The sequence below is a fragment of the Pseudomonas sp. BIOMIG1BAC genome, assembly GCF_001705995.2.
Taxonomy (GTDB): domain Bacteria; phylum Pseudomonadota; class Gammaproteobacteria; order Pseudomonadales; family Pseudomonadaceae; genus Aquipseudomonas; species Aquipseudomonas sessilinigenes.
The window spans coordinates 3,555,367-3,581,335 of the sequence record NZ_CP049045.1 but is presented as its reverse complement, the minus strand read 5'-3'; the positions used below and the strand labels follow the sequence as shown (position 1 = coordinate 3,581,335).

General features: G+C 62.0%; 21 protein-coding genes. 14 read left to right on the top strand and 7 right to left on the bottom strand.

From position 1 onward, the window contains the following. The first annotated feature begins 53 nt into the window (after positions 1-53). The 10 genes from praA to ATY02_RS16635 all read left to right on the top strand — a co-directional run bounded on the left by praA (position 54) and on the right by ATY02_RS16635 (position 12,271). Positions 54-545 carry an alkane oxidation protein activator PraA gene (gene praA, locus ATY02_RS16680; protein WP_068576070.1) on the top strand — a complete coding sequence of 164 codons (492 nt, stop codon included), beginning with the start codon at positions 54-56 and terminating at the stop codon, positions 543-545. A 203-nt stretch (positions 546-748) separates the two neighbouring features. Beyond that, positions 749-1,231 (top strand): alkane oxidation protein activator PraB, encoded by a 483-nt coding sequence (gene praB / locus ATY02_RS16675; protein ID WP_068576072.1) that lies wholly within the window; start codon positions 749-751, stop codon positions 1,229-1,231. 183 nt (positions 1,232-1,414) lie between these two features. Continuing rightward, complete coding sequence (gene praB, locus ATY02_RS16670) at positions 1,415-1,906, top strand: alkane oxidation protein activator PraB (RefSeq protein WP_083236049.1); 492 nt, start codon at positions 1,415-1,417, stop codon at positions 1,904-1,906. A 173-nt stretch (positions 1,907-2,079) separates the two neighbouring features. Beyond that, positions 2,080-2,571, top strand: a complete 492-nt coding sequence (praB, locus tag ATY02_RS16665; protein ID WP_141698182.1) for an alkane oxidation protein activator PraB — start codon at positions 2,080-2,082, stop codon at positions 2,569-2,571. 134 nt (positions 2,572-2,705) lie between these two features. Beyond that, complete coding sequence (locus tag ATY02_RS16660) at positions 2,706-4,157, top strand: outer membrane protein transport protein (RefSeq protein ID WP_068576076.1); 1,452 nt, start codon at positions 2,706-2,708, stop codon at positions 4,155-4,157. Positions 4,158-4,423: 266 nt separating this feature from the next. Further along, the gene (locus tag ATY02_RS16655; protein WP_068576079.1) at positions 4,424-6,973 is read left to right on the top strand and encodes an acyl-CoA dehydrogenase; all 2,550 of its coding nucleotides are present in this window, start codon (positions 4,424-4,426) and stop codon (positions 6,971-6,973) included. Between the two features lie 30 nt (positions 6,974-7,003). Beyond that, positions 7,004-8,356, top strand: coding sequence for a 3-oxoacyl-ACP reductase (locus ATY02_RS16650; RefSeq protein WP_068576081.1), 1,353 nt, complete (start codon positions 7,004-7,006; stop codon positions 8,354-8,356). Between the two features lie 3 nt (positions 8,357-8,359). Continuing rightward, positions 8,360-9,253, top strand: coding sequence for a MaoC family dehydratase (locus tag ATY02_RS16645; RefSeq protein WP_068576083.1), 894 nt, complete (start codon positions 8,360-8,362; stop codon positions 9,251-9,253). Next, positions 9,250-10,548 (top strand): acetyl-CoA C-acetyltransferase, encoded by a 1,299-nt coding sequence (locus ATY02_RS16640; protein ID WP_068576085.1) that lies wholly within the window; start codon positions 9,250-9,252, stop codon positions 10,546-10,548. Before ATY02_RS16645 ends, ATY02_RS16640 begins: the two co-directional genes overlap by 4 nt. 19 nt (positions 10,549-10,567) lie before the next feature. Then, positions 10,568-12,271: an AMP-binding protein gene (locus tag ATY02_RS16635; RefSeq protein WP_068576087.1), complete on the top strand. Its 1,704-nt coding sequence runs from the start codon at positions 10,568-10,570 to the stop codon at positions 12,269-12,271. Positions 12,272-12,485: 214 nt separating this feature from the next. On the opposite strand, the gene ATY02_RS16630 is transcribed toward ATY02_RS16635, so the two are convergent. Genes ATY02_RS16630 through ATY02_RS16615 form a run of 4 tightly spaced genes read right to left on the bottom strand, consistent with a single transcriptional unit; the run spans position 12,486 to position 17,154 of the window. Continuing rightward, the gene (locus ATY02_RS16630; RefSeq protein ID WP_068576089.1) at positions 12,486-13,781 is read right to left on the bottom strand and encodes an HlyD family efflux transporter periplasmic adaptor subunit; all 1,296 of its coding nucleotides are present in this window, start codon (positions 13,779-13,781) and stop codon (positions 12,486-12,488) included. Beyond that, positions 13,762-15,261, bottom strand: coding sequence for a TolC family protein (locus ATY02_RS16625; RefSeq protein ID WP_068576091.1), 1,500 nt, complete (start codon positions 15,259-15,261; stop codon positions 13,762-13,764). Before ATY02_RS16625 ends, ATY02_RS16630 begins: the two co-directional genes overlap by 20 nt. Further along, positions 15,254-16,453, bottom strand: coding sequence for an ABC transporter permease (locus ATY02_RS16620; protein WP_068576092.1), 1,200 nt, complete (start codon positions 16,451-16,453; stop codon positions 15,254-15,256). Before ATY02_RS16620 ends, ATY02_RS16625 begins: the two co-directional genes overlap by 8 nt. Continuing rightward, positions 16,450-17,154: an ABC transporter ATP-binding protein gene (locus ATY02_RS16615; protein ID WP_068576094.1), complete on the bottom strand. Its 705-nt coding sequence runs from the start codon at positions 17,152-17,154 to the stop codon at positions 16,450-16,452. The genes ATY02_RS16620 and ATY02_RS16615 overlap by 4 nt, the downstream gene beginning before the upstream one ends. A gap of 353 nt (positions 17,155-17,507) precedes the next feature. Between ATY02_RS16615 and ATY02_RS16610 the strand changes: the two genes are divergently transcribed. Both ATY02_RS16610 and ATY02_RS16605 read left to right on the top strand, forming a co-directional pair. Continuing rightward, positions 17,508-18,257 carry a TetR/AcrR family transcriptional regulator gene (locus tag ATY02_RS16610; RefSeq protein WP_068576096.1) on the top strand — a complete coding sequence of 250 codons (750 nt, stop codon included), beginning with the start codon at positions 17,508-17,510 and terminating at the stop codon, positions 18,255-18,257. A 176-nt stretch (positions 18,258-18,433) separates the two neighbouring features. After that, positions 18,434-19,381: an alpha/beta fold hydrolase gene (locus ATY02_RS16605; RefSeq protein ID WP_068576098.1), complete on the top strand. Its 948-nt coding sequence runs from the start codon at positions 18,434-18,436 to the stop codon at positions 19,379-19,381. A gap of 43 nt (positions 19,382-19,424) precedes the next feature. Here ATY02_RS16605 and ATY02_RS16600 read toward each other — a convergent pair whose 3' ends face one another. Genes ATY02_RS16600 through ATY02_RS16590 form a run of 3 tightly spaced genes read right to left on the bottom strand, consistent with a single transcriptional unit; the run spans position 19,425 to position 23,229 of the window. Beyond that, positions 19,425-20,738 (bottom strand): NAD(P)/FAD-dependent oxidoreductase, encoded by a 1,314-nt coding sequence (locus ATY02_RS16600; protein ID WP_068576100.1) that lies wholly within the window; start codon positions 20,736-20,738, stop codon positions 19,425-19,427. Further along, positions 20,735-21,823 carry a polyamine ABC transporter substrate-binding protein gene (locus ATY02_RS16595; RefSeq protein WP_068576102.1) on the bottom strand — a complete coding sequence of 363 codons (1,089 nt, stop codon included), beginning with the start codon at positions 21,821-21,823 and terminating at the stop codon, positions 20,735-20,737. The genes ATY02_RS16600 and ATY02_RS16595 overlap by 4 nt, the downstream gene beginning before the upstream one ends. 47 nt (positions 21,824-21,870) lie before the next feature. Further along, positions 21,871-23,229, bottom strand: a complete 1,359-nt coding sequence (locus ATY02_RS16590; protein ID WP_068576105.1) for a glutamine synthetase family protein — start codon at positions 23,227-23,229, stop codon at positions 21,871-21,873. A 163-nt stretch (positions 23,230-23,392) separates the two neighbouring features. Between ATY02_RS16590 and ATY02_RS16585 the strand changes: the two genes are divergently transcribed. Together ATY02_RS16585 and ATY02_RS16580 are read left to right on the top strand one after the other, a co-directional pair. Continuing rightward, positions 23,393-24,298: a helix-turn-helix domain-containing protein gene (locus ATY02_RS16585; protein WP_068576106.1), complete on the top strand. Its 906-nt coding sequence runs from the start codon at positions 23,393-23,395 to the stop codon at positions 24,296-24,298. A 193-nt stretch (positions 24,299-24,491) separates the two neighbouring features. Beyond that, complete coding sequence (locus ATY02_RS16580; RefSeq protein WP_141698181.1) at positions 24,492-25,922, top strand: hypothetical protein; 1,431 nt, start codon at positions 24,492-24,494, stop codon at positions 25,920-25,922. Positions 25,923-25,969 lie beyond the last annotated feature (47 nt).

Here is a 25,969-nt window from a genome sequence, read left to right as displayed (position 1 = left end):
TCCTTAAACACGTTGACCGACAACAACAATAAGCAACTGTAAGGAAGTCACGGATGTCTATCTCACCGCTGTTCGCAGCCCGTCTGTTCGTGGTCCTGGTGGGTGTATCGCTGATGAACGCGGCCGACGCCGCGCGCATCGAACCGGCCAACACCGAGTTCACCGCCAAGGGCCCCATCAGTTTTGCCAAGAGCATTATCAATGCCGATTGCACCATCCAGGTCAGCGGCAAGATCAGTCCTGATGGCAGCTATGCCAGTGTCGAGAAAGTCGATTTCAGCGGCGGCCTCAAGTGTGGCCAGGTCGAGGCCACGCACTTGCCCTGGAAGCTGATCGCCAAGGACGAAACCAGCGGTGCCATGTCGGGTATCCGGGTCACGGTGCACGCCCCCCTGGTGGGCGGTGAATGCGGCCCGAGCACAGCCGAAGGCAGCTGGAACAACACCACCGGCAAACTCGAAGCGGCCCAGGTCAGCCTCGACGGCGGCTGCACCATCAAGACCGTATCGATCCAGATGCCGCCCAAGTTCCGGGTGGCACCCTGAGTAAAAACAGAATCCAAGGAGGGACGCTGATGATCTTGCAAGCGGATTGGAAAGCCCCGGCTGTCCAAACAGCATCGATATCACCCTAGCGCACTCCAGTACCGAATTCGGTCGAGCCGGAGCGCCGATGGCGTCATCGACAACCTGGCAAGGCTGATAACCCCCTGGCAACACTGGTTGCCTAATTCTTGAGGAAAACAACAATGCAAAGCATCAAGACTCTGGTATCTGTCGCTTCCTTCGCCATCTGCCTCGGCGCCGCGTCGATGGCTAGCGCAGCGACCATCAGCCCTGCCGGTCCGTTCTCGGCTCCGGGCTCCATCACTGTATCCTCGCCTGCGTCGTTCAATCAGCCGGTGACCTGCAACATCAACTTCACCGGTACTGTGAACGGCCCTAACGCCACCATCACTGGCGCCACTGTCAACGGTTCTAACCCACTGTGCGGTGTGCCAGTACTGCTCAACCTGCCTTGGACCCTGACTCCCGCCAACGCCACCTCGGGCACTGTATCTGGCGTGAACTTCAAGATCCTCAGCGACTGCAGCGCTACTCCGGTCACCATCAATATTGCCTGGAACAATGGGACCAACACCCTGAGCGTTCCTTCGGCGCAGCCAGTCGGCAAATGCAAGATCACTGCTTTGAGCGTCAACCCAGATCCACGTTTCACTGTATCGAACTGATGCAGGTGTAAGTTTCTAGCCTGCTGATCACCGGCTGGGAAAACAGGCACCTCGCTTGGGGTGCCTGTTGCAATGTACTGAAGACTGATCTGCAACGTAACTGAAAGTTGAGGTGTGATGAACTAACTAACAATAACTTGAATGGATGTTCGGTCGAGTCCAAACATTAAGAGGCATAACGCGATGAACACTATAAAAACTCTGTTTTCTGTGGCGTCTTGTGTTATCTGTCTGGGCGTGACGTCAATGGTCAGCGCAGCGACCATTGAACCTAAAGGGGCGAGTTTCACTGCTCCGGGTACTATTACGGTAAAGGTGCCTGCTCTTTTCTTTATGCCGGTGACCTGCAATATCAATTTCAGCGGCAATGTGACGGCAGATGGCTCCAAGGCCATGATTACGGGCGCTACGATCAGTGGCAGTAACCAGCTCTGTAAAGTGCCAGTGTTGAAGAACCTGCCTTGGACCTTGACCGCTACCAGCACCACTACTGGTACAGTTTCCGGCGTTATGTTCTGGGCGCTCTCTGATTGCGGCAATACGCCGGCGACCGTCAGTGGTAATTGGAGCAATGAGCAAAATCGACTGTGGGTCAGCTCTGCGCAGCAGGTGGGGCGGTGCACGATCACGGATTTGAGTGTCAATCCAAATCCACGTTTCACTGTGTCGGATTGAGCCAGAGTTAGAACTGTTGGGCACGGGCACTTCGCTCGAAGTGCCTGTTGCAAGATTTGAAGTTTTCTATGTATCAGCCTTGATGACTATAGATGACAGGGCGAATTGTTGCTTTTGCGAAAGATATGGTCTTTAGGGCATCGGATGAGTTCCAGGAATGAGGAGGCAAGTCAATGGAAAGTATCAAGGCACTGTTGTCTTTGGTTTCTTGCCTCATTTTCCTGGGCGTAACATCTTTGGCTGGTGCCGTCACCATTGCACCTCCAGGCGTTAATTTTTCCGCGGCGGGTATTATTTCAATTACGTCGCCAGACTTTTTTAATGTTCCTTTTCCCTGCAATGTCAATATCTATGGCGCTGTGGCGCCAGATGGTTCGAAGGCTCTGATCTCCAATTTTTCCATCAATGGTAGCAGCCCTCCATGCACGGTGGGCAACGCGCTGACCCTACCTTGGAACTTGTACTTTCCCACTGTTGCTGCAGGCACTGTGTCGAAAATGAATCTGAGGTTTGTTAACTATTGCAGTCCGATCCCGGTAACTATCAATGTTATTTGGGATAACTCAACCAATACCCTGAGCATCCCTTCATCGCAGCCAGTTGGCAAATGCAAGATCACGGTTTTGAGTGTCCAGCCAACGCCACGTTTAACGGTGTCGCCATGATGAATGCATGAGTTGCAGTTTTTAGTTTTACCGGAAACAGGCGTCTGATTGCAGATGCCAGCAGCAGTACCCAAGATCGGTGGGTTGACCGATCACAGCCGATAACAATAAGTAAGGTAAGTAAGGAGTAGGGCATGAATAACAAGAAATACAAGCTCCAGGCGGCCATTGGCCTGGCAGTATTGGGAAGCCTGATCGGCTCTGGCTCGGTGCAGGCGGGTGGTTTCTCTACTCCGACCTACGGGGCTCCTGGATGGGGTCGAGCCTTCGGGGGAGGCTCGCTGTTCAAGAACGACCCTAGCGCTGCATTCAACAACCCGGCGGCCATGGCCTTTATCGATCGCAACGTTGCCCAGATGACGGTCGACTACGCCCGCATCAAGATGAAGTACAAAGGCAATGCCTATGACTTCCGTGGGGACCCGGCGACCATGCTGCCTGTGGATGGAGATGGCATTCCGGGTGATACGGCTGTTCCTCTGGACGGCAATGGTGGCCAGGGTGGCTTTACCGCGTGGCTGCCGACAGGGTTCATGGTGATGCCGATCAATGATCGGTTCGCTTTCGGTCTTAGCCAGGTCGTGCCCATGGGCATGCGCAGTACCTGGGACCAGAACGGCTCCAAGCTCCGTGACTTTGCTGTCGATACCAAGATCGAAACCGTGGGCTTGACCGGTTCGTTATCGTTCAAAGTCAGGGATGATTTTTCCATAGGGGGAGGCCTCATCGTCCAGCGAAGCCAGGGATTCGTCAGTCAGAACCTCAACCTCAGCGGGGCTGCGGCTCTCTCTCCTGGGTTGGGCGGATCGATCCCTTTTCCATCTGGAGCAGGGTCCAACTTGATGCGGGTAAAGGTGGACAACACCTCGGTAGGCTGGTTCACCGGTGTGGTCTGGAAGCCCACGGATCGTGACACGCTGGGCCTGAATTATCACGCCAAGATCAAGAACAAGATGGAGGGGAATTACAACATCTATGCCGATAAACTGGGGCGTGATCAAATGACGATCCCTGCGTACCCGGGCAACAAGACTCTGGTAGAAGCGGCCTATCCCGGCCTGAAGCTGAACCCCGACGGAGCCAAGGCGTCCACGCAACTGGATATTCCTGCAACCGTCGGCCTGGACTGGGTGCATGTGTTCGATGATCGTTTCACTCTCGGAGCCAGTATGCTCTGGACCCAATGGTCATCGTTCAAGGACCTGACCCTCAAGTCCCAAGGCAACACCATCGTCTCCATCCCGTACAAATACAAAGACACCATGATGTACTCCCTGGGCGGCGACTATCGCCTCACCGACCAGCTGACCTTGCGTGCCGGTGTGGCATTCGACGAGACCCCGACCCGGGATTCGACCCGTGACCCGCGGATCCCGGACAACGATCGCTGGTTCACCTCCCTGGGCTTTGGCTATGACATCAAGGCCATTCCCGGCCTGACCATCGACGGCGCCTACTCCCGGCAATTCGTCAAGGAAGCCAAGCTCAAGACCGTCAACCAGGACCGCCTCGGCGGTTCTCGCCTGGACGGCAAGGTCGATGCCAAGGGTGAAGTGGTGAGCCTATCCGCCACCTATAGCTTCTAAGGACGAACCCCCACCGAGCCAACGACAGCACCAAGGAATTGCGCTGCTGCCGTTGGCTAAACAGGCCTTTGTAGAGGCCGTTTTCATTCATTTTTCCCCCTTCTGGCTGACTGCGTTCAGCCATTTTGTGCTGTAGAAAAATGTTAAATAAAAATTTCAAAATAAAATTTGAAACGCACTTGTTTCCTTTGTAGTGTGGTTTCCGAGGGGCCGGCACAACGCCCGGGCTCCAAGGAGCTGTCTCGTTAGAACAAGAGAGGTATTCCATGATTGTCTGGTTATTGGTGGGAGTTGCCGCGGCGTTGGCCCTGGCGTATCGGCAGGCCACGGCAGCCCTGTGGCTGGGTGCCGGCCTGGTCTGGCTGGCGGCCGGGCATCTGCTGGGCCTGGTAGGTACCCTGGGCCTGGTCCTGGGGATCGTGCTGGTGGTAGCACCTGCTGCATTGCTGACGCTCAAGCCGCTGCGTCGTACCTTGCTCACCAGCAAGGCCTTGGCGATGTTTCGCAAGATCATGCCGGCGATGTCCGATACCGAGCGTGCGGCCATCGAGTCCGGCACCGTGTGGTGGGACGCCGAGCTGTTCAGCGGCAAGCCCGACTGGAAACGCCTGCTGGGTGCTGCACCGGCCAGCCTGAGCGCCGAAGAGCAGGCGTTCATGGACAACGAAGTGGAAACCCTGTGCGACATGGCCAACGACTGGGAAACCACCCAGGTCTGGCAGGACCTGTCGCCCAAGGCCTGGCAGTACACCAAGGAAGCCGGCTTCCTGGGGATGATTATTCCCAAGCAGTACGGCGGCAAAGGTTTCTCGCACTATGCCCATTCCCAGGTGGTGATGAAGCTCTCCACCCGCTGCTCGGCGGCGGCGATCTCGGTCATGGTGCCCAACTCCCTGGGCCCGGCCGAACTGCTGCTGCACTACGGCACCGAGGCCCAGCGCCAGCACTACCTGCCGCGCCTGGCCCGTGGCGAAGACATTCCATGCTTTGCCCTGACCAGCCCCTATGCCGGCTCCGACGCCGGGGCCATCCCCGATACCGGCGTGGTCTGCAAGGGCCAGTTCGAAGGCCAGGAGGTCCTGGGCTTTCGTGTCACCTGGGACAAGCGCTACATCACCCTGGGGCCGATCGCCACCGTGCTGGGCCTGGCATTTCGCGCCGAAGACCCGGACGGCCTGCTGGGCAAGAAGGGCAGCCTGGGCATCACCTGCGCACTGATTCCCACCACCCATCCGGGGGTGAACACCGGGCGCCGGCATTGGCCGCTGAACGCGGTATTCCAGAACGGCCCGACTACCGGCAAGGATGTGTTCATTCCCCTGGAGTGGGTGATTGGCGGCGCGGCGCAGGTGGGCAATGGCTGGCGCATGCTGATGGAGTGCCTGGCCGCCGGGCGGGCGATTTCCCTGCCGTCGTCCAACGTCGGCCTGGGCAAGGTCGCGGTCCGCGGCACGACCGCCTATGCGGCGATGCGCAAGCAGTTCGGCCTGCCCATTGGCAAGTTCGAGGGCGTCCAGGCGCCCCTGGCGCGCATGTCCGGGCACCTGTATGCCTGTGACTCGGTACGCCGGGTATCGGTGGCGTCCCTGGATGCCGGCGAAAAACCTTCGGTGATCTCGGCCATCGCCAAGTACCACGTCACCGAGCGCGCGCGGATCATCGTCAACGACGGCATGGATATCGTCGCTGGCAAGGGCATCTGCATGGGCCCCAACAACTTCCTGGCCCGCGCCTACCAGCAAAGCCCGATCGCCATCACCGTGGAAGGCGCGAACATCATGACCCGCTGCCTGATCATCTACGGCCAGGGGTTGATCCGTTGCCATCCTTACGTGTTCCGCGAGATGGAGGCGGCCCGCGATACCGGGCGCAAGGGCCTGGAGGATTTCGACAGCGCCATGTTCGGCCACATCAGCTTCGTCTTCGCCAACACCGTGCGCGCGGCCGTGCATGCGGTGACCGGCGGGCGCCTGATCAAGGCCCCGAGCAACACCGACAAGGCCCTGGCGCCTTACTACCGCCAGGTCCAGCGCCTGTCGGTGGTGCTGGCCCTGGTCTCGGATATCTCCATGGGCGTGCTGGGCGGCGCACTCAAGCGCAAGGAAAGCATCACCGGGCGTTTGGGCGACATCCTCTCCCAGCTGTACATCCTGTCCTGCGTGTTCAAGCGCTTCGAGGACGATGGCCGGCCCCAGGCCGACCTGCCCCTGGTGCACTGGGCTGCCCAGGACGCGCTGCTGCGGGCTCACGAGGCCCTGGCCGAAGTCCTGGAAAACTACCCGTCCAAGGCCGCGGCGCGGATCATTCGTGGCCTGAGCTTTCCGTTCGGCATTCCCCAGCACAAACCCAGCGACCGCCTGCTGGCAGAGGTCGCCGAGCTGGTGCAGACCCCGGGCGCGACCCGCGACCGCCTGCTGGCCGATTCCTACATCCCGCAACCGGACATCGACAAGCTGGCCTACGGCGAACTGGCGTTCCGCCTGCAACCGCAGGTGGAGCTGATCGAGGCGCGGCTCAAGCCGGCGGTCAAGCAGGGCACCCTGGCACCGCTGCCGATCTCCCGCGACGCCTTCGACGTATGGCGACTCAAGGCCCGGGAACTGCAATTGATCAGCCAGGACGAGGACGAATTGCTCGACCGCTATGTGGAGTACGGCGATCACGCGATCCAGGTAGACGACTTCCCGCAGGATTTCGGTCTGTTGGAAGCCTTGCAACAACGCCAGGCGCATTTCGAACAGAGCGCCAAGCCGGCCTCGCGCAAGCGCAGCGCCAGCAGCGAAGACACGGTAGCGGCCAGCGACTCGGCCTATTGACCTTCTACTGGTTTTGATTGGAATCCATATATGTCCGACGGTTATCTTTCGTTCGTCAATTCCGGGTGGGGCCGCTGGCTGGCCCAGCGCACCGGCCTGCCACAACCGGTGCCGCTGCAACGCAACCGCGAGGGGCAGGGCGGCAACCTGATCAACCCGGTGATTCTCGCTGCGGCGCCCGAGGGGCGCCTGTTGGGCGAGTTGCAACGGATCTTTGCCGCCACCGATATCGTGGCGGCGCAGGCCGCAAGCATCAACGCGCCCTCGACCGTGAAGGTCCAGGGCGTGGTGTTCGATGCCACCGGGCTGGGCGACGTCGCCCAGCTCGATGAGCTGTATCGCTTCTTCCATGCCAATGTCCGGCGCCTGACCGCCCATGGCCGGGTCGTGATCCTGGGGACGCCGCCGGAACGTTGCACCGAACTGGCCCAGGCGGTGGCCCAGCGTTCGCTGGAGGGTTTCGTGCGTTCCCTGGGCAAGGAACTGCGCCGGGCCATCACCGTACAACTGCTGTATGTCGAGCCCGGTGCCGAAGCGGAACTGGACAGCAGCCTGCGTTTCTTCCTGTCCCGGCGCTCGGCTTATGTCTCGGGCCAGGTGGTGCGCATCGGCGAACCGGTGGATGTGCCTCGGCAGCTGGATTGGGAGCGGCCCCTGGGGGGGCGCCGGGCCCTGGTTACCGGTGCCTGTCGTGGCATCGGCCTGGCCATTGCCAAGGTCCTGGCCCGCGAAGGCGCCCAGGTGGTGTGCCTGGACATCCCGCAGAGCGAGGCCGAGCTGCAACAGGCCGCCGCCAGCCTGGGTGGCAGCGCCCTGGCCCTGGACATCACCGCAGCCGATGCTGGCCAGCGTCTGCTGGCGTTCGTCGCTGAGCAGGGCGCCTTCGATATCGTGGTGCACAACGCCGGCATCACCCTGGACAAGACCCTGGCGAAGATGACCGAGGCCGCCTGGCGCAAGGTCATGGCTGTCAACCTGGAAGCGCCGTTGCTGCTCAGCCAGGCGCTGTTGGAGGGGCAGGGGCTCAATCCGGGCGGGCGGATTGTCTGCGTGTCGTCGATTTCCGGTATCGCCGGCAACCTCGGCCAGAGCAATTACGCCACCTCCAAGGCCGGGGTCATCGGCCTGGTCCAGGCCCTGGCGCCGTTGGCGGCGCGCCAGCAGATCACAGTCAACGGCGTGGCCCCGGGGTTCATCGAAACCCAGATGACCGCGAAGATCCCGTTGATGATCCGCGAGGCGGGACGGCGGATGAACTCCATGTCCCAGGGTGGGCAGGCGGTGGATGTGGCCGAGACCATCGCCTGGCTGGCCCATCCAGCCTCCGGCGGGATCAATGGGCAGGTGGTCCGCGTTTGCGGGCAAAGCCTGCTGGGAGCCTGAGCCATGAGTGCCGATTCCGCGATTCGCATCATCGAGCCGCCACCGTCCCGTGGCCAGTTGCTCTACGACGGCCTGCGCGGCTTGCGCAAGCCCAAGCTTGAGACCGCACCGCCGTTGCCTACCGAGCGCCTGGTGCGCCCGGCGGTGGAGCTGCAGGCGGCGCAGGTCGCCCGTTATGCCCAGGCCTGCGGGTTCCGCCGCGAGCATGGGGTGCCGCTGTCGTTCCCCCATACCTTGGCGTTTCCCCTGCATCTGTTGCTGCTCACCAGCCGGACCTTTCCCTATCCGGCCAGTGGCATGGTCCACCTGGCCAATCACATTCGCCAGCATCAGCGCCTGGAGGAGGGCCAGGCCCTGCGACTGGAAGTCTTTGCCGAGCGCTGGGTCGCCCATCCCAAGGGCCAGGCCCTGTCCATCGCCACCCGTGCCTACAGTGGTGGCGGGCTGGTCTGGGAGGGCGACAGCCTGTACCTGCGCCGCGGCGTTTCCGACCCTGTGGGCGAACCCTGGGTAGGTGCACTGGCGCTGGATGAACAGGCCCTGATACGCACCCAACGCTGGAGCCTGGCCGGGGACCTGGGGCGACGTTTCGCCAAGGTCAGCGGCGACTTCAATCCGATCCACACCTCTTGGCTGGGTGCGCGGTTGTTCGGTTTCCGTCGGCCCATCGCCCATGGCATGTGGACCCTGGGTCGGGCCCTGGCGGCGCAACAACCACCGCATCCGCTGGCCGTGGCGCAGTTGGATTGCGAGTTCAAGCTGCCGATTTTCCTGCCGGCCTCGGTAAGCCTGTGGAGTCGCGTGCCCGACGGCCCGCGCCATGAATTCGAAGTGCGCAACAACGCGGGCGACAAGCCCCATATGCGCGGCCTACTGACCTGGGGAGCTCGGGAATGACTGAGTACAGTTTCAATCCGGCGCCGGTGCGTCGGGTAGCGATCATCGGTGGTAACCGGATTCCGTTCGCCCGTTCCAACACGGTGTATGCCAATGACAGCAACCAGGACCTGCTGGTGGCGGCCCTGCAGGGCCTGGTGGACAGGTACGGCCTTGCCGGACAACGCCTGGGGGAGTTCGCCGCGGGGGCGGTGATCAAGCATTCGCGGGACTTCAACCTGGCCCGTGAGTGTGTGATGTCCACCACGTTGTCGCCGCAGACCCCGGCCTACGATATCCAGCAGGCTTGCGGTACCGGGCTGGAGGCGGCGCTGCTGGTGGCCAACAAGATCGCCCTGGGGCAAATCGAGGTGGGTATTGCCGGTGGCTCCGATACCACCTCCGATGCGCCCATCGGCATCAATGAAGGCTTGCGTCGCACCTTGCTCGCGGCCAATCGCGCCAAGGGTACCGGCAACAAGCTGCGTAGCCTGCTCAAGGTGCGCCCGGGGATGTTCTTCAAGCCATTGCTGCCGCGTAACGGCGAGCCGCGCACCGGCCTGTCCATGGGCGAGCACTGCGAGGAAATGGCCAAGCGCTGGCAGATCAAGCGCCTGGCCCAGGACGAACTGACCCTGGCCAGCCACCAACGGTTGAATGCGGCCTATCAGCGGGGTTTTTTCGACGACCTGATGACGCCGTATCGCGGCCTTGCGCGGGACAACAACCTGCGGGCCGACGCCAGCCTGGAAAAGCTCGCCGGCCTGGGCCCGGCCTATGACCGCAACAGCGGCACCCTGACGGCCGGCAACTCGACGCCCCTGACCGACGGCGCCTCGGTGGTGCTGCTGGCCAGCGAAGAGTGGGCCGCGGCCAACAACCTGCCGGTGCTGGCCTACCTGCGTACCGGGGAGACCGCGGCGGTGAACTTCGTCGATGGCACCGAGGGCCTGCTGATGGCGCCAGCCTACGCAGTACCGCGCATGCTGGCCCGGGAGGGGCTGGGGCTTGGCGACTTCGATTTCTATGAGATCCACGAAGCCTTCGCTGCCCAGGTGCTGTGCACCCTCAAGGCCTGGGAGGATGCCGACTATTGCCGGGACAAGCTCGGGCTCGAAGGGCCGCTGGGCAGCATCGACCGGGCCAAACTCAACGTCAACGGCGGCTCCCTAGGGTGCGGGCATCCTTTTGCCGCTACCGGTGGGCGGCTGTTGGCGGCCCTGGCCAAGGCCATTCACGAGCGCGGGGGAGGCCGCGGACTGATTTCCGTCTGTGCAGCAGGCGGGCTGGGTGTAACCGCCATCGTCGAAAAATAAAATAACAAGGAGACTGCCCATGAGCGTCGCAAGCCTGCAACCTGCCGAGCGTATCTGGCTCAACGCTTACATGTCGGGTGTACCCAGCGATATCGAAGCCGACATCGACCGTTACCCGTCGTTGCGCGAGGTGTTTCTCGAACACGTGGACAAGTATCGACAACGGGTGGCCTATGTCAGCATCGGCACCGAGATGGGCTACGACCTGTGGGAAAAGCGCGTGTTCGCTTTCGCCGCCTGGCTGCAGTCCAAGGGGGTGAAAAAGGGCGATCGGGTGGCGTTGATGATGCCCAACAGCCTGCAGTACCCGATCTGCCTGTTCGGTACGCTGCTGGTCGGCGCCATGGTGGTCAACGTCAACCCGCTGTACACCGCCCATGAGCTGCGCCATCTGCTCAAGGACAGCGGCGCCGAGACCGTGGTGATCTTCGAGAACTTCGCCCATACCCTGGAACAGGCCATGCCGGGCAGCAAGTTGAAGAACATCGTGGTGGCCTCCATCGGCGACCTGGTGGGCACCTTCAAGGGGGCGGCGCTGAATTTCGTCCTGCGCCATGTGCAGAAGCAGGTTCCCAAGTTCAACCTGCCAGGTTCCATTCGCTTCCCGGCGATGATGAAGCTGGCGGCCGTGCTGGAGTACCGGCCGGTGGAGCTTGCGCAGGACGACATCGCCTTCTTGCAGTACACCGGTGGTACCACGGGCGATGCCAAGGGCGCCATGCTCACCCACCGCAACATCCTGGCCAACCTGATGCAGGCCAAGGCCTGGGTCGGCGACCAGCTGGACGAGAACCAGCAGGAAACCAATGTCACCCTGCTGCCGCTGTACCACGTGCTGTCGCTGACGGTGAACTGCCTGATGTTCATGTGCCTGGGGGGGCGCAATATCCTGATCGCCAACCCCCGTGACGTGAAGCGGGTGCAGATGATCCTGCGCAAGGAAAAGTTCAGCGGCATCGTCGGGGTCAACACCTTGTTCAATGGCTTGCTGGAGAACGAGGAATTCCGTGGGCGCGATTTCTCCGACCTGAAGCTGGCGATTGCTGGTGGCATGGCCACCCACACCGCCGTGGCCCAGCGTTGGAAAGAGGTGACGGGGGTACCGATCGTCGAGGGTTATGGACTGACCGAATGCTCGCCGGTGGTGAGCATCAGCCCGATCGAGGTCGCCCGTGTGCGTGAAAGTGATTTCAGCGGCACTATCGGTGTGCCGCTGCCGTCCACCTGGGTGCGCTTCATGCGCGAGGACGGCCAACTGGCGGACATCGGCGAGGAGGGCGAGTTGCAGGTACGCGGCCCGCAGGTGATGAAGGGCTACTGGCAGCGACCCGAGGAAACCGCCAAGGTCCTGGACCGCCACGGCTGGCTCTCTACGGGCGATATCGGGGTGATGAACGAGCGGGGTTTCATCCGCCTGGTGGACCGCAAGAAGGACATGATCCTGGTGTCTGGCTTCAACGTGTACCCCAACGAGATCGAGGATGTGGTGGCCTTGCATCCCGGGGTGGCGGAAGTAGCGGCCATCGGCGTCGAGGATGGAGTCACCGGGGAGAAGGTGAAGATCTTCGTGGTGCGCAAGGACCCGAACCTCACCCAGGAGCAACTGCTGGCCCATTGCCGGGAATACCTCACCGGCTACAAGGTGCCGCGCTACGTCGAGTTCCGTGTCGAAGAGCTGCCCAAGACCACGGTCGGCAAGGTCCTGCGCCGGGCCCTGCGCTGAACCTGAGCGCAACGGGCATGTGATTGTGGAAGCGAGGCTTGCCCGCGATGGTCGTGAGCGGTAGTGCGCGTTTACGGGATAAACGCAGCGCTCTGCAGTCCATCGCGGGCAAGCCTCGCGCCTGATGTCCTTAACCGATCGGCATTGCCCTGCGGGGCGCTTTTTTATGTCCTCAGTTTCCTCAAGGCTGGCAAGCCATATCTTCCCCGCGCGCTCACTGGCCCTCGGGCAGCCGTACCTGGCCTGATTGCAGGCCGAACACTTCCACGCCTTCGGCCGTCGATTGGCCTGTGGTCACGGGCACCCGCCGGGGCGGCTGGTCGGCTGCGGTCCGATACTCCACGCTCATGCCCTCGGCGCTGTGCTGGATCGCCGAGGGAGGCACCACGATCGCCTGGTCATTGCTGTAGGTAATGATGGTGAGCCGGGCGCTCATGCCCAGGCGTACCCGTTGCAGTTGTTCCTGGGTCAGTTTAGGAACCGACAGGGTCACGGGGAATTGGGCGCTGCCGCCCGAAGCATCTGCCGGCAGGGCGAGGCTGCTGACGATGTCCACCTGGCCGCGAAGGCGCTCGCCATCGAAGCCATCGCCGAGAATCTCCACGCTCTGGCCCTGGCGTAGCTGGTTGATATCCAGCTCCGAGACCTTGCTGACGATTTTCAGCTGCTCGATGTTGGCCAGGCCGAACAGCGCCTGGCCCTGGCCGACCTTGCTACCGTTCTGGATCGAGCCCGAGGTGGCAGCCGAGGCCGCTTGCGCCAGGGTGATCCCGGGTGCCGGCACGACGATCCCGGCAAAGGGCGCCTTGACGTCCTTGCCGGCAAGCAAAGCGCGCAGGGCTTCGTACTTGACCGTGGCATTGGTCAGTTCCATGTCGGCGATCTGGCGGTATTCGCCCTTGCCCTGTTCCTGTGCCTGCTGCAACTCGCCCTGGGCCGCGGTCAGGTCCATGCGTTGGGTCTGCAATTGCTGGGTCAGGTCATCGAGTTCGTTGCGGGGGATGATGCCCCGGCTGAACAGGTTCTGGCTCTCGTTGAGCTTGCGCTCGGTATTGCTGACGGTCATCTGCGAGGTTCGCAAGGTGCGTCGGGCCCTGGACACTTGGGGGCTGTTGTCCCAATCCTGCAACTCCTGCACTGTGCGGCGTGCCTTGAGCTGTACCGACAAGGCTTCGCGCAACTGGATCTCGATCAGGCTCGGGTCCATTTTCAGCAGCACCTGGCCGGCTTCGACCCGCTGGCCCTGTTCCACCAGATTGGCCAGGACATTGCCATCGAAGGGCGCTACCAGGCTGATGGTCTGCAAGGGTTCGATCTTGCCCACCAGGCCGATCTGGTGGGTCAATGGCGCGTTGCTCACTTCGATCCACTGCCCTTTGCCAGGTTGCGGCTCGGCCGGGGCGCGATAGCTGATCACGACGGCACCGGCCACCACCAGCAGGGCGATGGCAACGCCAACCTGGATACGGCGTTTGCGTAGTTTCTTGGGATCAGAAGTCGTTGAGCTCAATGTCCCAGGTCTCCAAGGTCGTGCCCAGCGTCAGGTCCAGTTGGGTCTGGGCGTTGAGATAGGCAATGAGGGTATTCAGGCGCGCGTTTTCGCTGGTACGCAAATCGTTTTCATAGCTCAGTACCTGGAAGTTGCTGGAGCGTCCGGCGCTGAGCTTTTCCCGCTCGATTTCCAGCTTGCGCCGGGATAGCTCCACGGCGCGCTGGGAGATCTCATATTGGCGCCAGCGCGTCCCCAGGTCGCGCACTACATCGTTGACATTGCGCTCCAGTTCCTGACGGGCTTCGGCAATGGTCAGCTCCTGCTTCTCCACGGCAACCCGGGCCTGGACTTCCTGTTGGCGGGTCTTCGGGTCACCGATGGGAATTTGTACCTGGACCCCGGCATAACTGTCCCAGTTACGCCTTGAACCGTTGCCGCTGTCATTGTCGTAGCGATTGCGAACCTGATTGGCGCCAGCGACCAGCGAGACATCCCAGAGTCCCTGGCTCTTGGCCACGACCAGGTTCAGATCGGCCTGCTGGCTGCCCAGCAGGGTCGCCAGGTAGTTGGGCTGCTGGATTTGGGCCAGGCGCAAGGCCTCCTGGCGGCCGATGCTGATCTGTGTTGCTTGCAACGCATCGCTGGCTCGAACCCGGGCCGACAGGTCAAGCGCCAGCAGGCGCAGCAATGACAAGCGATTGCTGTCGACCTGATTGCGCGCATCCTCGACCCCCAGTTCCTGGGTGGCGATATCGGCCTCAGTCTGCACGATCTCGAATTCGGCCATCCGGCCGGCGGCAATCAGGGCCCGGTTCACGTCGAGCAGGGCATTGGCCCGCTTGAGCGCCGCCTCCACGATAGTCAATTGCTCCTGGGCCCGAAGCAGATCGCGGTAGGCGCTGATGACGGCGGATATGGTTTGCGCCACGCCAGCCTTGAGGTTCAGGCGATTGGCTTGCTCGTTGAGGCGTGCCAGGCGCAGGGGCGCGGTGGTGACATCCCAGCCGGCGCCCTTGAGCAGCGGTTGGATAATGGAGAGGTCCAGCCCGTCCCGGCGGTTGTAACCGGCCCGGTTGGCATTGCTCAGCTCCTGGTTCCAGGCCAGGTTCAACCGAGTCCCGTATTCGGTGAGCAGGGTCGAGGAGGGTTTGAGCGTGGCGTTGCGTACACCGTCCGCACTGCCTCTGTTGGCCTGGTAGGTGCCGTTGATCGAGAACTTGGGGTTGAAGGTGTCTTCCGCGACCAGCAAGTCGTATTTCTGCGTGACACGGTCCAGGTAGGCGCTGCGGATTGTGCGGTTGTTGCGCAGCCCCAGGTAGACGGCATCGGCAAGGGTCAGGTCGACCTGCTGGTTCAGCAGTGTGGCGCCGTCCTGGTGCCCACCGATATTGCGCATGCTGGGGGCCGATGCCTGGCTGAGCACATCCATCTCCTTGGCCAGAGCCAATGGGCTGAGCAGGCATGACCACAGCAACAGGGCGACGATACGTTCACTCATCCCGCAAGGCCTCCACCGGTTGCAGGGCAGAAGCCGAAAGCGCCGGATACAGGCCGAAGAACAGGCCGATCAGCAAGGTGCTACCGACACCCAGTGGCAGTGAGGTGGACGCCAGGGCGAATTCCCAGCCGGAGACCCGGGCATAGAGATAGGCGGCGCTGATTCCCAGGAGGGCCCCTGACAAGGCCCCAACGGCTGTCAGGGTCACCGCCTCGAGCAGGAACAGGTTGCGAATGTCCCGGCGCCGGGCCCCCAAGGCCATGCGGATACCGATCTCCCGACGCCGTTCCGAGACGTTCATCAACATCACGTTCATGACGCCAACGCCACCGCCCACCAGGGAGATCCCCCCCAGCGCCATCAGCAAATAGCCGAAGGTGCGGCTTTGCCGGGTCATGCCGTCGATGATCTGCTGTGGTATCTGGACCTCGACGCCTCGTCCTGGGACGAGTTTTTTCAAGGCTTGCTCCAGATCGCTGGCCACGTGGTTCATATCCTGTGCCGGGGCTGCGCGGGCGATGAGGTTGCTGATCTGTGGCGAGGGAGAAATTCGCCGCATGCCTTCCAGCGGTATGAACAGTGAGTCGTTGGTCTGTACCGGGATCAATACCGCGGAGGGTTGTTCGCGCAGAATGCCGATGATCTGGAACAGGTAATCGTTGACCCGAACCCGGTCCCCTAGCCGCAGGGGGTGATGGGGCGTACTCAAGGTCCGGGCGATGTTGGCGCCGATTACCGCATAGGTTTCACCGGCATCGAATACCGAGAGGAAACGACCTTCCAGCAATTGCAGGCGCATGGCCTGGGCCAGCGGTGCGGTAGCGCCTACCAGGCCGGCATTGGTGGTCCGCCCCTGGAAGACCACCGGGCCGCTGAACAGGGATACGGGCGCGATATGCAGGATGTGTGGCAGGCGCTGGTACAGGTAGTCGATATCCAGGACCGCAGGCATCCGGGCCTTGCTGCCGGATGTATCGGGAAACTGTACGGCAAGGGTATCGGTGCCCATGTCCTGGAAGATCGCCGCGGCATCCTTGGCGGCGTTATGGCCGATATTGATCAGGGCCACCACCGAGGAGCTGCCGATGACGATGCCCAACAGGGCCAGGATCGAGCGCTTGCCCAGGGTCCGCAGGCTGACGAAGGCTTCGTGCAGCAGCTGGCTGGCGCTTTGCTCGAGCATCAGGCTCATGCCGGACAGACCTCTTGCACCACGCCGTTGTTGACCCGGATTTGCCGCTCCAGGCGCTGGGCGATGCCGGGGTCGTGGGTGACGATGATCAGGGTGACCTGGCGTTCACGGTTCAATGACAGCAGCAGGTCCATGATGTCCCGGGCCGTGTGGCTGTCGAGGTTGCCGGTGGGCTCGTCGGCGAGGATGACCGAGGGTTCGCCCACCAGTGCCCGGGCGATGGCCACCCGTTGCCGCTGGCCGCCGGACAGGTCCGCCGGACGGTGGTCGGCACGCTGCCCGAGGCCGACCTGGTCGAGCATGTGCATGGCTCGCTCCAGGGACTCACGCCGTGCTACCCCGCGGTAGCTCAGGGGCAGGGCGACGTTGTCCAGTGCGCTCAGGCGTGGCAGCAGGTTGAAGCTCTGGAACACGAAGCCGATCTGGCGGTTGCGGATCGCCGCCAGCTGATCGGGGCTGGCGCGGAAGATATCGTGGCCAGCGAAGCGATAGTCGCCGCTGTCGGGCAGGTCCAGCAGGCCGAGGATATTCAGCAGGGTGCTCTTGCCGGAGCCGGAGGCACCGAGGATGGCGCAGCTTTCACCGGCCTGGATGGACAAGGAGACGTTCTTGAGAATATGGAGCGGTTGCTCCGCCAGCCGATAGCTCTTGCCTATGCCCTGCAGGGAGATGAAACCTTGCTCGATTATCGTCTCTGTCATTGCTTACTGCGCCGGCTGGCTCGACGGACTGTCTGAAAAAAACCACACCTGGGGGAGTCTTCGGGGCAGTTTTTTGGAGCAGCGCCAAGCTCTGGTTTTATTTATTATTTTAAAAAACTTGTTTGAATAGTAACTGCGTTCATTCCTGTGCGCTAGCTGTCTAGAGCGGGTAATCGAGCGCTTTTTTTGACAGGTTCAGGGCAGGAACCCACTGGTCACAAAACGGCCTATGGGCGCTTTAGGAGTCCCTCAGGCCCTTGCTTTTAGGGAATCTCGCGGGTATAAAAAATCAAATTTTTTTTTAAAACACTGTTCGAACGGTCAGTTTTTCATCCAGTAAAGGTTAGCCCTCCATGGTCGCCAAGAAACTCAGTGCCCCCAATGTCACCAAGACCCGACTGCTGGAAGCGACCGAGGCATTATTCATCAAGTACGGCTACGACGCCGTGCTGCTGCGCCAGATCACCGAACGGGCCAAGGTCAACCTGGCGGCGGTGAACTATCACTTCGGCGACAAGGACTCGCTGATGAAGGCCCTGCTGATGCAGCGCCTGGGGCCGCTCAATGATCAGCGCCTGGAGCTCTTGGCCAAGTGCGAGGAGCAGAGCGACGGGCCGCTGGATTGCGAAACCCTGCTGGGGGTGTTGTTCGCCCCGGCGATGGGCATGGAACGCAGTGATGAAAGTGGCGGCGTGGAAGGTCGTTCGTTCATCCGCTTCCTTGGCCGGGTCTACAGCGATACCTCGCCCTTCATCCAGGAGTACCTCAAGGAACACTACCAGCCGGTGTTCGAACGCTTTTTCAAGGCATTCGCCCTGGCCCTGCCGGACCTGCCGCGTAACGAGCTGGGGGTGCGCCTGCAGTTCGCCCTCAAGGCGATTTCCGGGGTGATGGCGGGCACCGAGTTGCGGCTGTTGATGCAGGCGATGAGCCTGGGGCGCCCGGCCACCGATGCCGAGGTCATGGCCAAGCTGATCAGCCTGGTATCGGCGGCGATCCGCGCGCCAATGCAGGACCCGGACTCAGAGCAGGCACTGGAAAAGGTCCTCGCGACCCAGCGACTGATTCGCCAGCAAAGCCATGCCCTGGCCGGGCACCTGTAGCCGCTGCCGAGCTGGCGAGGCTGCGACCGGCTGCGCAGCCGCCGCAGTTCGCGAATCCACCTGAGCTGATGCCCGCCGCGCAGAGCCGACACCCGCATCATTCGGCTGATCGATGATGCTCAATGCCTGGCAGGACATCTGCTAGGTTGTCCTGGCACTTGCCAGGAGCCCTCGCCATGACTTCCTTCCAGCAGCACATTCTGGCCGTCAACGGCATCGAACTCAGCGTCTGGGTGGCCGGCCCCGAGCAAGGCCGGCCCGTTTGGCTGCTCCACGGCTTTCCCGAGTGCTGGCATTCCTGGCGGCACCAGGTGCCGGCTTTGGCGGCGGCCGGGTTCCGGGTCTTTGTCCCGGAAATGCGTGGCTACGGCCGCAGCTCCGCTCCCCAGGCGATAGCAGACTACGACCTGCTGACCCTGTGCGCCGATATCCAGCAGGCCATGGAGGCCTTCGGTCACGAGCGGGTGTGCATGGTTGGCCACGACTGGGGAGCGCCGGTGGCCTGGCACCTGGCTCTGTTGGAGCCGCAGCGGGTGGCGGCGCTGGTGACGATGTCGGTGCCCTTTGCCGGGCGGCCCAAGCGCCCGGCCAGCGAGATCATGCGCCAGGTGCACGGTGGGCATTTCAACTACATCCTGTATTTCCAGGAACCGGGCGTGGCCGAGGTCGAGCTCGACGCTGACATCGATACCAGCCTGCGGTTGTTCATGGGCAATATCGAGGCCCTGCTGCAACCCAAGCCGGCCGACTCCCGATTGTTCGATGGCGTGACCATCCCCGACAGCTTGCCCAGCTGGTGCCCGGAGGAGGATTTCCAGGTCTATCGGCAGGCTTTCGTTGGCAGGGGATTTCGCCCGGCCTTGAACTGGTACCGCAATTTCGAGCGCAATTGGCAGCGTACCGAGTTTCTCGCGCAAGCCCGGGTCATACAGCCTACGTTGTTCCTGTTGGGCGATCGCGATCCGGTCGGCGTGCTGGAGGCCCATACCCTCAAGCGCATGCCCGACCGGGTCGCCGACCTGGAGCAGCATGTGCTGCAAGGGTGTGGGCACTGGATCCAGAGCGAGCGTGCACAGCAGGTCAACCACCGGCTGCTGGACTTCCTGCACAGGCGCTTTTTGTGAACCTGGGCATGCGCCCACTTCCCGAGCCCTGGGAGGTGGGCCGTCAACCCAGGATTTCACGCAGCCGATGCCAGAGCATGCCCAGGGCCAGCAAGGGCGCACGCAAGGCGGGCCCGCCGGGAAAGGTCATGTGCGGTACCGCGCTGAACACGTCCAGGCCCTGGCTGTGGCCGGCATGGATCGCCTCGGCCAGCAGCCGCGCGGTCCAATGGGTGACGTTAAGTCCATGTCCGGAGTACCCCTGGGCGTAGTACACGTTGGGGAACTGGCGCAGGCGTCCGACCTGGGGGAAGCGGTTGGCGGTGATGCCGATCTTGCCACCCCACTGGAAGTCGATACCGATGTCCCCCAGTTGTGGGAACACCTTGAGCATCTTCGGCCGCATGTAGCCGGCGATATCCGCTGGATCGCGGCCGGAGTAATGGCAGGCCCCACCGAACAGCAGGCGCCGGTCGGCGGTCAGCCGGTAATAGTCGAGGCCGACTTTCTGGTCGCACAGTGCCAGGTTGTCCGGGATCAACTGCCTGGCCAGAGGTTCCGGCAGCGGTTCGCTGGCGATGATGTAGCTACCCGCGGGCAAGACCTTGCCGCTCAGGCGCGGCTCCAGGTCCTCCAGGTGAGCGTTGCACGCCAGCACCAGGCGTCCGGCTCGCACGGTGCCCCTGGCGCAGCGCAGCTTCACGCTATCGCCGTGGCCTAGCTCCAGCACCGGGCTGTGCTCGAAGATCCGCACGCCCAGGGACGTCGCTACCCGGGCTTCGCCCACCACCAGCTTGAGGGGGTGCAGGTGGCCTGAGCCCATGTCCACCAGGCCTCCGGCGTAGGCCTTGGAGGCCACTACCTGGTGCATGTCCCGGGCCGCCACCAGGCGGGTGGCATGGCGATAATCCAGGCTCAGCAGGTGCTCCTGTTCGCTTTGGAATGCGGCGAACTGGGCTGGGGTATTGGCCAGTTCGCAGAACCCCCAGCGCAGGTCGCAGTCGATCCCGTGCTTGGCGATACGCTGGCCCACCACCTGCACCGATTCGATACCGGCCTGTTCCAGGTATTTCAGTCCTTCCTGGCCGACATAGCGGGCAAAGCCGCTGATGTCATGGCCGATGCCGCGGATCAGTTGCCCGCCGTTGCGCCCGCTGGCGCCCCAGCCGATGCGCCGGGCCTCCAGGAGGATCACCGATAGCCCGCGCTGGGCCAGCTCGATGGCGGTGTTGACCCCGGTGAAGCCGCCGCCAACCACGCAGACGTCGGCTTGCAGGTCGCCTTCCAGGGATGGGTAGCCGGGCAGGGCACCGACCGAGGCCGCGTAATAGGAGTGGGCGTGCCCGTTGGCACCGCCCAGGGAGAGTGGCTGGTTCATTTGTTGGACTTCACTTTGCTCCACGAGCGAGTCATGACGCGCATGATCGCGGGGGACGGAGTGCTGGCGATGTACAGCTTGTCCAGCACCTCCTTGGGTGGGTAGACCTCGGGATCGTTCACCAGCTGGGCGTCCATGTACTGCTGGGAGGCCGGGGTGGGGTTGGCATAGCCGACCTGGGCGCTGACCTTGGCGATTACTTGCGGGTCCAGCAGGTAGTTGATGAAGGCATGGGCCTGTTTGGTATTGGCGGCGTCCGCGGGGATGGCCATCAGGTCGAACCACAGGTTGCTGCCTTCCTTGGGAATCGCGTAGGCGATGTTCACTCCATTCTTGGCTTCCCTGGCCCGGTTGGCGGCCTGGAAGGCATCGCCGGAGTAGGCGAACGCCACGCAGATATTGCCGTTGGCCAGGTCCGAGACGTACTTGGAGGAGTGGAAGTAGGTGATGTAGGGGCGCAGGCTCAACAGCTTGGCCTCGGCCTTCTGGTAATCGGCCGCCGATTGGCTGTTGGGGTCCAGGCCCAGGTAGTTGAGCATCGCCGGCATGACTTCATCGGGCGAGTCCATCAGCGAGACCCCGCATTGCGCCAGCTTCTTCAGATTCTGCGGTTCGAACAGCACCGCCCAGGAGTCGATATGGTCGATGCCCAGCACCTGCTTGACCTTGTCGACGTTGTAGCCGATGCCATTGGTGCCCCACAGGTAGGGCACCGAGTACTGGTTGCCGGGATCGTTCTGCTGCAACAGGGTCATCAGCTTCGGGTCCAGGTTCTTCCAGTTGGGCAGTTGCGTCCGGTCCAGCTTGAGGAACGCCCCGGCCTTCACCTGGCGGGTGAGGAAGTGGTTGGAAGGCACCACCACGTCGTAGCCGGTACGTCCGGCCAGCAGCTTGCCTTCCAGGGTCTCGTTGGAGTCGAACACATCGTAGATCACCTTGATCCCGGTCTGGGCCTGGAAGTCGGCCAGGGTCGTCTTGCCTATGTAGTCGCTCCAGTTGTACACGCTGACGCTGGGTTCGGCCTGGGCGGCGGTGCTGCACAGGGTCGCCAGGGCGACCGGGATCACTGCTTTGAATAGACGCATGTTCGACACCTCTGTGGGATGTTTTTGTTGTTCGTAAAATCGCCGGATCAAACGCTGAGCAGCAGGAACTCGCGTTCCCAGGAGCTGATCACCCGCTTGAAGTTCTCGTTCTCGGCACGCTTGACCGCGACATAGCCACGCACGAACTTGCGCCCCAGGTACTGCTCGATGACCGGGCATTCCTCCATGTGCGCCAGGGCGTCCTCGATGGTGATCGGCAGGCGCAGGTTGCGTCGCTCGTAGGCGCGGCCTTCCACCGCCGCGCTGGGGGCAATGCCTTCGACCATGCCCAGGTAGCCGCACAGCAGGCTCGCGGCGATCGCCAGGTAGGGGTTGGCATCGGCACCGGGCAAGCGGTTTTCCACCCGCGTGGCTTCCGGGCTGGAGGTCGGTACCCGCAGGCCGGCGGTGCGGTTTTCCACGCCCCATTCGACGTTCACCGGGGCCGAGGTATCCGGCAGGAAGCGGCGGAACGAGTTGACGTTGGGGGCGAACATCGGCAGCACCTTGGGGATGTACTTCTGCAATCCGCCGATGTGCTGCAGAAACAGCTCGCTCATGCTGCCGTCGTCGTTGGTGAATACCGGCTTGCCGGTGGCGATGTCCACCACGCTCTGGTGCAGGTGCATGGCGCTGCCGGGCTCATCGGTGATCGGCTTGGCCATGAAGGTGGCGGTGACGTTGTGCTTGAGCGCGGCCTCGCGCAGGGTGCGCTTGAACACGGTGATCTGGTCCGCCAGGTCCAGGGCGTCGCCATGGCGGAAGTTGATCTCCATCTGCGCCGGGCCGTCTTCGTGGATCAGCGTATCGAGGTCCAGGCCTTGGGCTTCGCACCAGTCGTAGACGTCCTCGAACAGTGGGTCGAATTCGTTGGCGGCATCGATGGAGAATGACTGCCGGCCGCTCTCGGCACGTCCCGAGCGTCCCAGGGGCGCTTGCAGCGGCAGGTCCGGGTCTTCACAACGCTGGGTCAGGTAGAACTCCATTTCCGGAGCCACGATCGGCTGCCAGCCCTTGTCGGTGTAGAGCTGCAGGACTTTCTTCAGCACATTGCGTGGCGACAGTTCGATGGGGTTGCCGAACTTGTCGAAAGTGTCGTGGATGACGATGGCCGTGGGTTCCAGGGCCCAGGGCACCAGGTAGATCGACGAGGGATCGGGACGACAGAGCATGTCGATGTCAGCCGGGTCCAGCAGTTCGTAGTACAGGTCGTCGTCGACAAAATCCCCGGTTACCGTTTGCAGCAGGACACTTTCCGGCAGGCGCATGCCTCGCTCATGCAGGAACTTGTTGGTGGGTGCGATCTTGCCGCGGGCAATGCCGGTCAGGTCGCTGACCACGCACTCTACTTCGGTAATCTTGTGCTCTTTCAGCCATGAGGAAAGCTGATCGAAAGGGGCGTTCATAAAGACCTCGATGATTGTTTTCATCTGCACCCAGGTGAGCGGGAGTATCCCGGCAAGGCTTCCCCTGCGGCGCATTGGCGACTATCTTGGGCGAGCCTTGTGGTTCCATCTATCCACTTTCAACAGACGCAAAGCGCACCAAAAGAGTGCGTAAGGTCTTCCCATGACGACGTCCAATCCGCTTCAAGTCCAGGCTTTCAAGGCCTTCGATGTGATCGACCAGGTCCGGGCCACCCCCGGTTGGGTTCAGCAGTACCGGCAGATGTCCCCCGGGCATTTCAATGGCCTGGTGCGTTACCTGGACCTGCAGGGCGTGCAAATCTACGAAGAGCGCATGAATACCCGGGTCGAACAGAACTTCAATGCCCCCGAAGGCGCCCTGGCGTTCTGCTTCGATCGCAGCGACAACGCGCTGTACGTGCTCAATGGCGAGAGCCGTAATATCTGGATCACCCCCGAGAACTACCAGGAAGTGGCGGTGGTGTTCGGCCCCGAGTTCGTCCAGGGCCAGGGCCTGGGGGTCGAACGCCTGGATGGCCTGTTCATGGCGCCCTTGACCTGCCAGCAGAACGCGTTGTTCTGCCGCTGGCTCAGCGCGACCTTGACGCGCTTGTCACAGACCCTCGATCCACCCAGCCGGGAAGCCCTGACCCAGCAGTTGCTCGATGACTGCCTGTACATTCTCGACAACGCTTGCGTGCGCCTGGACCGCGATGGCCTGCAACGGCGCACGGAGGAACGGGCCATCATGCAGCGGGTCGCGCAATGGGCCGCCGACCTGCCCGAGGAAACCCTCAACCTGCTGGAACTGGCCCAGGTCGCCGGAGTGTCCCTGCGCCAGTTGCAGAGCGCCTTCAAGGCCTTTACCGGCATGGCTCCCAGCCAATGGCTGCGCCTGCGCCGGCTCAACAGCGCCCATCGCGAGCTGCGCAGTTGCAATCCACAGGAAACCACGGTGGCCGAGGTGGCGATGCACTGGTCGTTCTGGCACCTGGGGCGTTTCTCCAGTAGCTATCGGGCGTTGTTCAAGGAGTTGCCCAGCCAGACCCTCAAGCGTCGTCCTGGATGAAAAGCTGACCTGTCGTTTGTGGCTGCTTGGCAAGCAAGACTCCACAGGACGGCCGGCGGTGCCACGCCGTGCGTTTCATCGGGTTGCAAGACCAGGTTGTCTGTCCAGAAACGAGCATCGAGGTGGGGCTGATCAGCCTCCGGTAGCGGCTTGCGCCTAAAAGATGGCGATTTGACATAAACCATTTAGAGTAATGAGCGGGATTTACAATCAAGGATTGATGATGGACAGATCCGTACGCTCCACCTATCGCAAGAGTGTCCTGTTGACAGGTGTGTTATTGAGTGCGATGGGCTGCTTGAAAGCCCAGGCTGCCGAACCTGATTTCATCACGGTGCTGATCGAGAACGAGGGTGACTACCCAATCACTTTCGAACCTGCATTCAATGTCAACGCGGCGGATTTTGAGCGCAAGTACCCCATTGATGTGCCTCGATACGCCACTCTCAAGGGGACGGAGGCAGGGCCGGTGGTGATTGGGTCGCGCCAGCAGGGAGTGCTGGTGATGGCACTGAAGAAGCCGGTCATCAATATCGTCGATCTCTTCAGCAAGGACTGGGGCTTCAATCTCAAGTTCTGCCAAGAGCGAGGTGCCTGCGATGAAGCCCGCGTGAGTGGCACCATTCGTTCCACCACGAGCTTCAGGTGGTCACAGACAAATAACTTCAGCAACGCCTCGTATGGCAGCATGACCAACGCGGAAATGCAGGCCTATGCCGGTGCCAAGTCTGCTGTTTCGGGAATACTGACTGTGCTCGGCGGTGTGCTGGGCCTGCCTTTCGGTATTGGCGGTATCTTTGGAGGGTTGCCCGATGCGCAAGACTTCAGGGTGACCTTGAAGCAGCAGTGCAATGCCCGCTTTTCCATGAATCTGGAACCCTCGGTTGCCCAGGATGGCGCGTTTCTTGTGGATCTGCGGGTCAACCGGGTGCTCCCCAGCGACATGACCAACTTCAATGGCTTTGTCATTGATGACAGCGCGGTACACAGCAACGGCTTCCATATCGTCGAAAACAGTTGCACCGATGGTCGGCAGGCCCAGTGCCTGATCAAGCTGCGCGGTGGAACGAGCGTTACCAATCTCAACACCACCGAATTCGCCGTCAGTAACCGCGCCGGATGCAAGGCCGACGAGAAACTGGCCTATTCCCAGGGCTCTTTCATGCTGAACAACAAAGTCGGCTTTCCGGTGCGCTACACGTTGTTCATCAAGGACCACATGGTGGACAACGGTGAGGTCTGGCCTGATCAGAACAAGGATTTGCGCCAACTGGTGGGGCAGGTCATGGCCACTGTCGGCGATCAGGAATGTCCACAAGCCCAGGACCCCTGGATGGGTGGGCGGCGCATGGGCGTCTGTCCGCTGCGGTTGGAGGTCCAGGGTGATGGCGGCCCGGGGCTCAAGGGCAGCTTGCGTTGTACACTTTCCATGCGCCAGGGCACCGTGGGCGACCCCAATGCCGACTACATGAATCTCTACAGCTTGACTGGCTGTACGCCGAGCATGCCGGCCTCTATCAGTCCGACAGCCGATTTCTACCAGATGGATATCAAGCGCATGGTGCCGTTGAGCGGGATGTACAAGATGATTTCCATCGATCTGTTCAAGCCCGTTCGTCCCTAGAGAGTGAGGCGGCCCGTGGTGGTAGCAAGCAAGAGCAATGAGCACCA

Bases quoted from the DNA above. Each gene is read 5' to 3' on its own strand.
- praA (WP_068576070.1), top strand. From the start codon at position 54: ATGTCTATCTCACCGCTGTTCGCAGCCCGTCTGTTCGTGGTCCTGGTG.
- praB (WP_068576072.1), top strand. From the start codon at position 749: ATGCAAAGCATCAAGACTCTGGTATCTGTCGCTTCCTTCGCCATCTGC.
- praB (WP_083236049.1), top strand. From the start codon at position 1,415: ATGAACACTATAAAAACTCTGTTTTCTGTGGCGTCTTGTGTTATCTGT.
- praB (WP_141698182.1), top strand. From the start codon at position 2,080: ATGGAAAGTATCAAGGCACTGTTGTCTTTGGTTTCTTGCCTCATTTTC.
- ATY02_RS16660 (WP_068576076.1), top strand. From the start codon at position 2,706: ATGAATAACAAGAAATACAAGCTCCAGGCGGCCATTGGCCTGGCAGTA.
- ATY02_RS16655 (WP_068576079.1), top strand. From the start codon at position 4,424: ATGATTGTCTGGTTATTGGTGGGAGTTGCCGCGGCGTTGGCCCTGGCG.
- ATY02_RS16650 (WP_068576081.1), top strand. From the start codon at position 7,004: ATGTCCGACGGTTATCTTTCGTTCGTCAATTCCGGGTGGGGCCGCTGG.
- ATY02_RS16645 (WP_068576083.1), top strand. From the start codon at position 8,360: ATGAGTGCCGATTCCGCGATTCGCATCATCGAGCCGCCACCGTCCCGT.
- ATY02_RS16640 (WP_068576085.1), top strand. From the start codon at position 9,250: ATGACTGAGTACAGTTTCAATCCGGCGCCGGTGCGTCGGGTAGCGATC.
- ATY02_RS16635 (WP_068576087.1), top strand. From the start codon at position 10,568: ATGAGCGTCGCAAGCCTGCAACCTGCCGAGCGTATCTGGCTCAACGCT.
- ATY02_RS16625 (WP_068576091.1), bottom strand. From the start codon at position 15,261: ATGAGTGAACGTATCGTCGCCCTGTTGCTGTGGTCATGCCTGCTCAGC.
- ATY02_RS16620 (WP_068576092.1), bottom strand. From the start codon at position 16,453: ATGAGCCTGATGCTCGAGCAAAGCGCCAGCCAGCTGCTGCACGAAGCC.
- ATY02_RS16615 (WP_068576094.1), bottom strand. From the start codon at position 17,154: ATGACAGAGACGATAATCGAGCAAGGTTTCATCTCCCTGCAGGGCATA.
- ATY02_RS16610 (WP_068576096.1), top strand. From the start codon at position 17,508: ATGGTCGCCAAGAAACTCAGTGCCCCCAATGTCACCAAGACCCGACTG.
- ATY02_RS16605 (WP_068576098.1), top strand. From the start codon at position 18,434: ATGACTTCCTTCCAGCAGCACATTCTGGCCGTCAACGGCATCGAACTC.
- ATY02_RS16600 (WP_068576100.1), bottom strand. From the start codon at position 20,738: ATGAACCAGCCACTCTCCCTGGGCGGTGCCAACGGGCACGCCCACTCC.
- ATY02_RS16595 (WP_068576102.1), bottom strand. From the start codon at position 21,823: ATGCGTCTATTCAAAGCAGTGATCCCGGTCGCCCTGGCGACCCTGTGC.
- ATY02_RS16590 (WP_068576105.1), bottom strand. From the start codon at position 23,229: ATGAACGCCCCTTTCGATCAGCTTTCCTCATGGCTGAAAGAGCACAAG.
- ATY02_RS16585 (WP_068576106.1), top strand. From the start codon at position 23,393: ATGACGACGTCCAATCCGCTTCAAGTCCAGGCTTTCAAGGCCTTCGAT.
- ATY02_RS16580 (WP_141698181.1), top strand. From the start codon at position 24,492: ATGAGCGGGATTTACAATCAAGGATTGATGATGGACAGATCCGTACGC.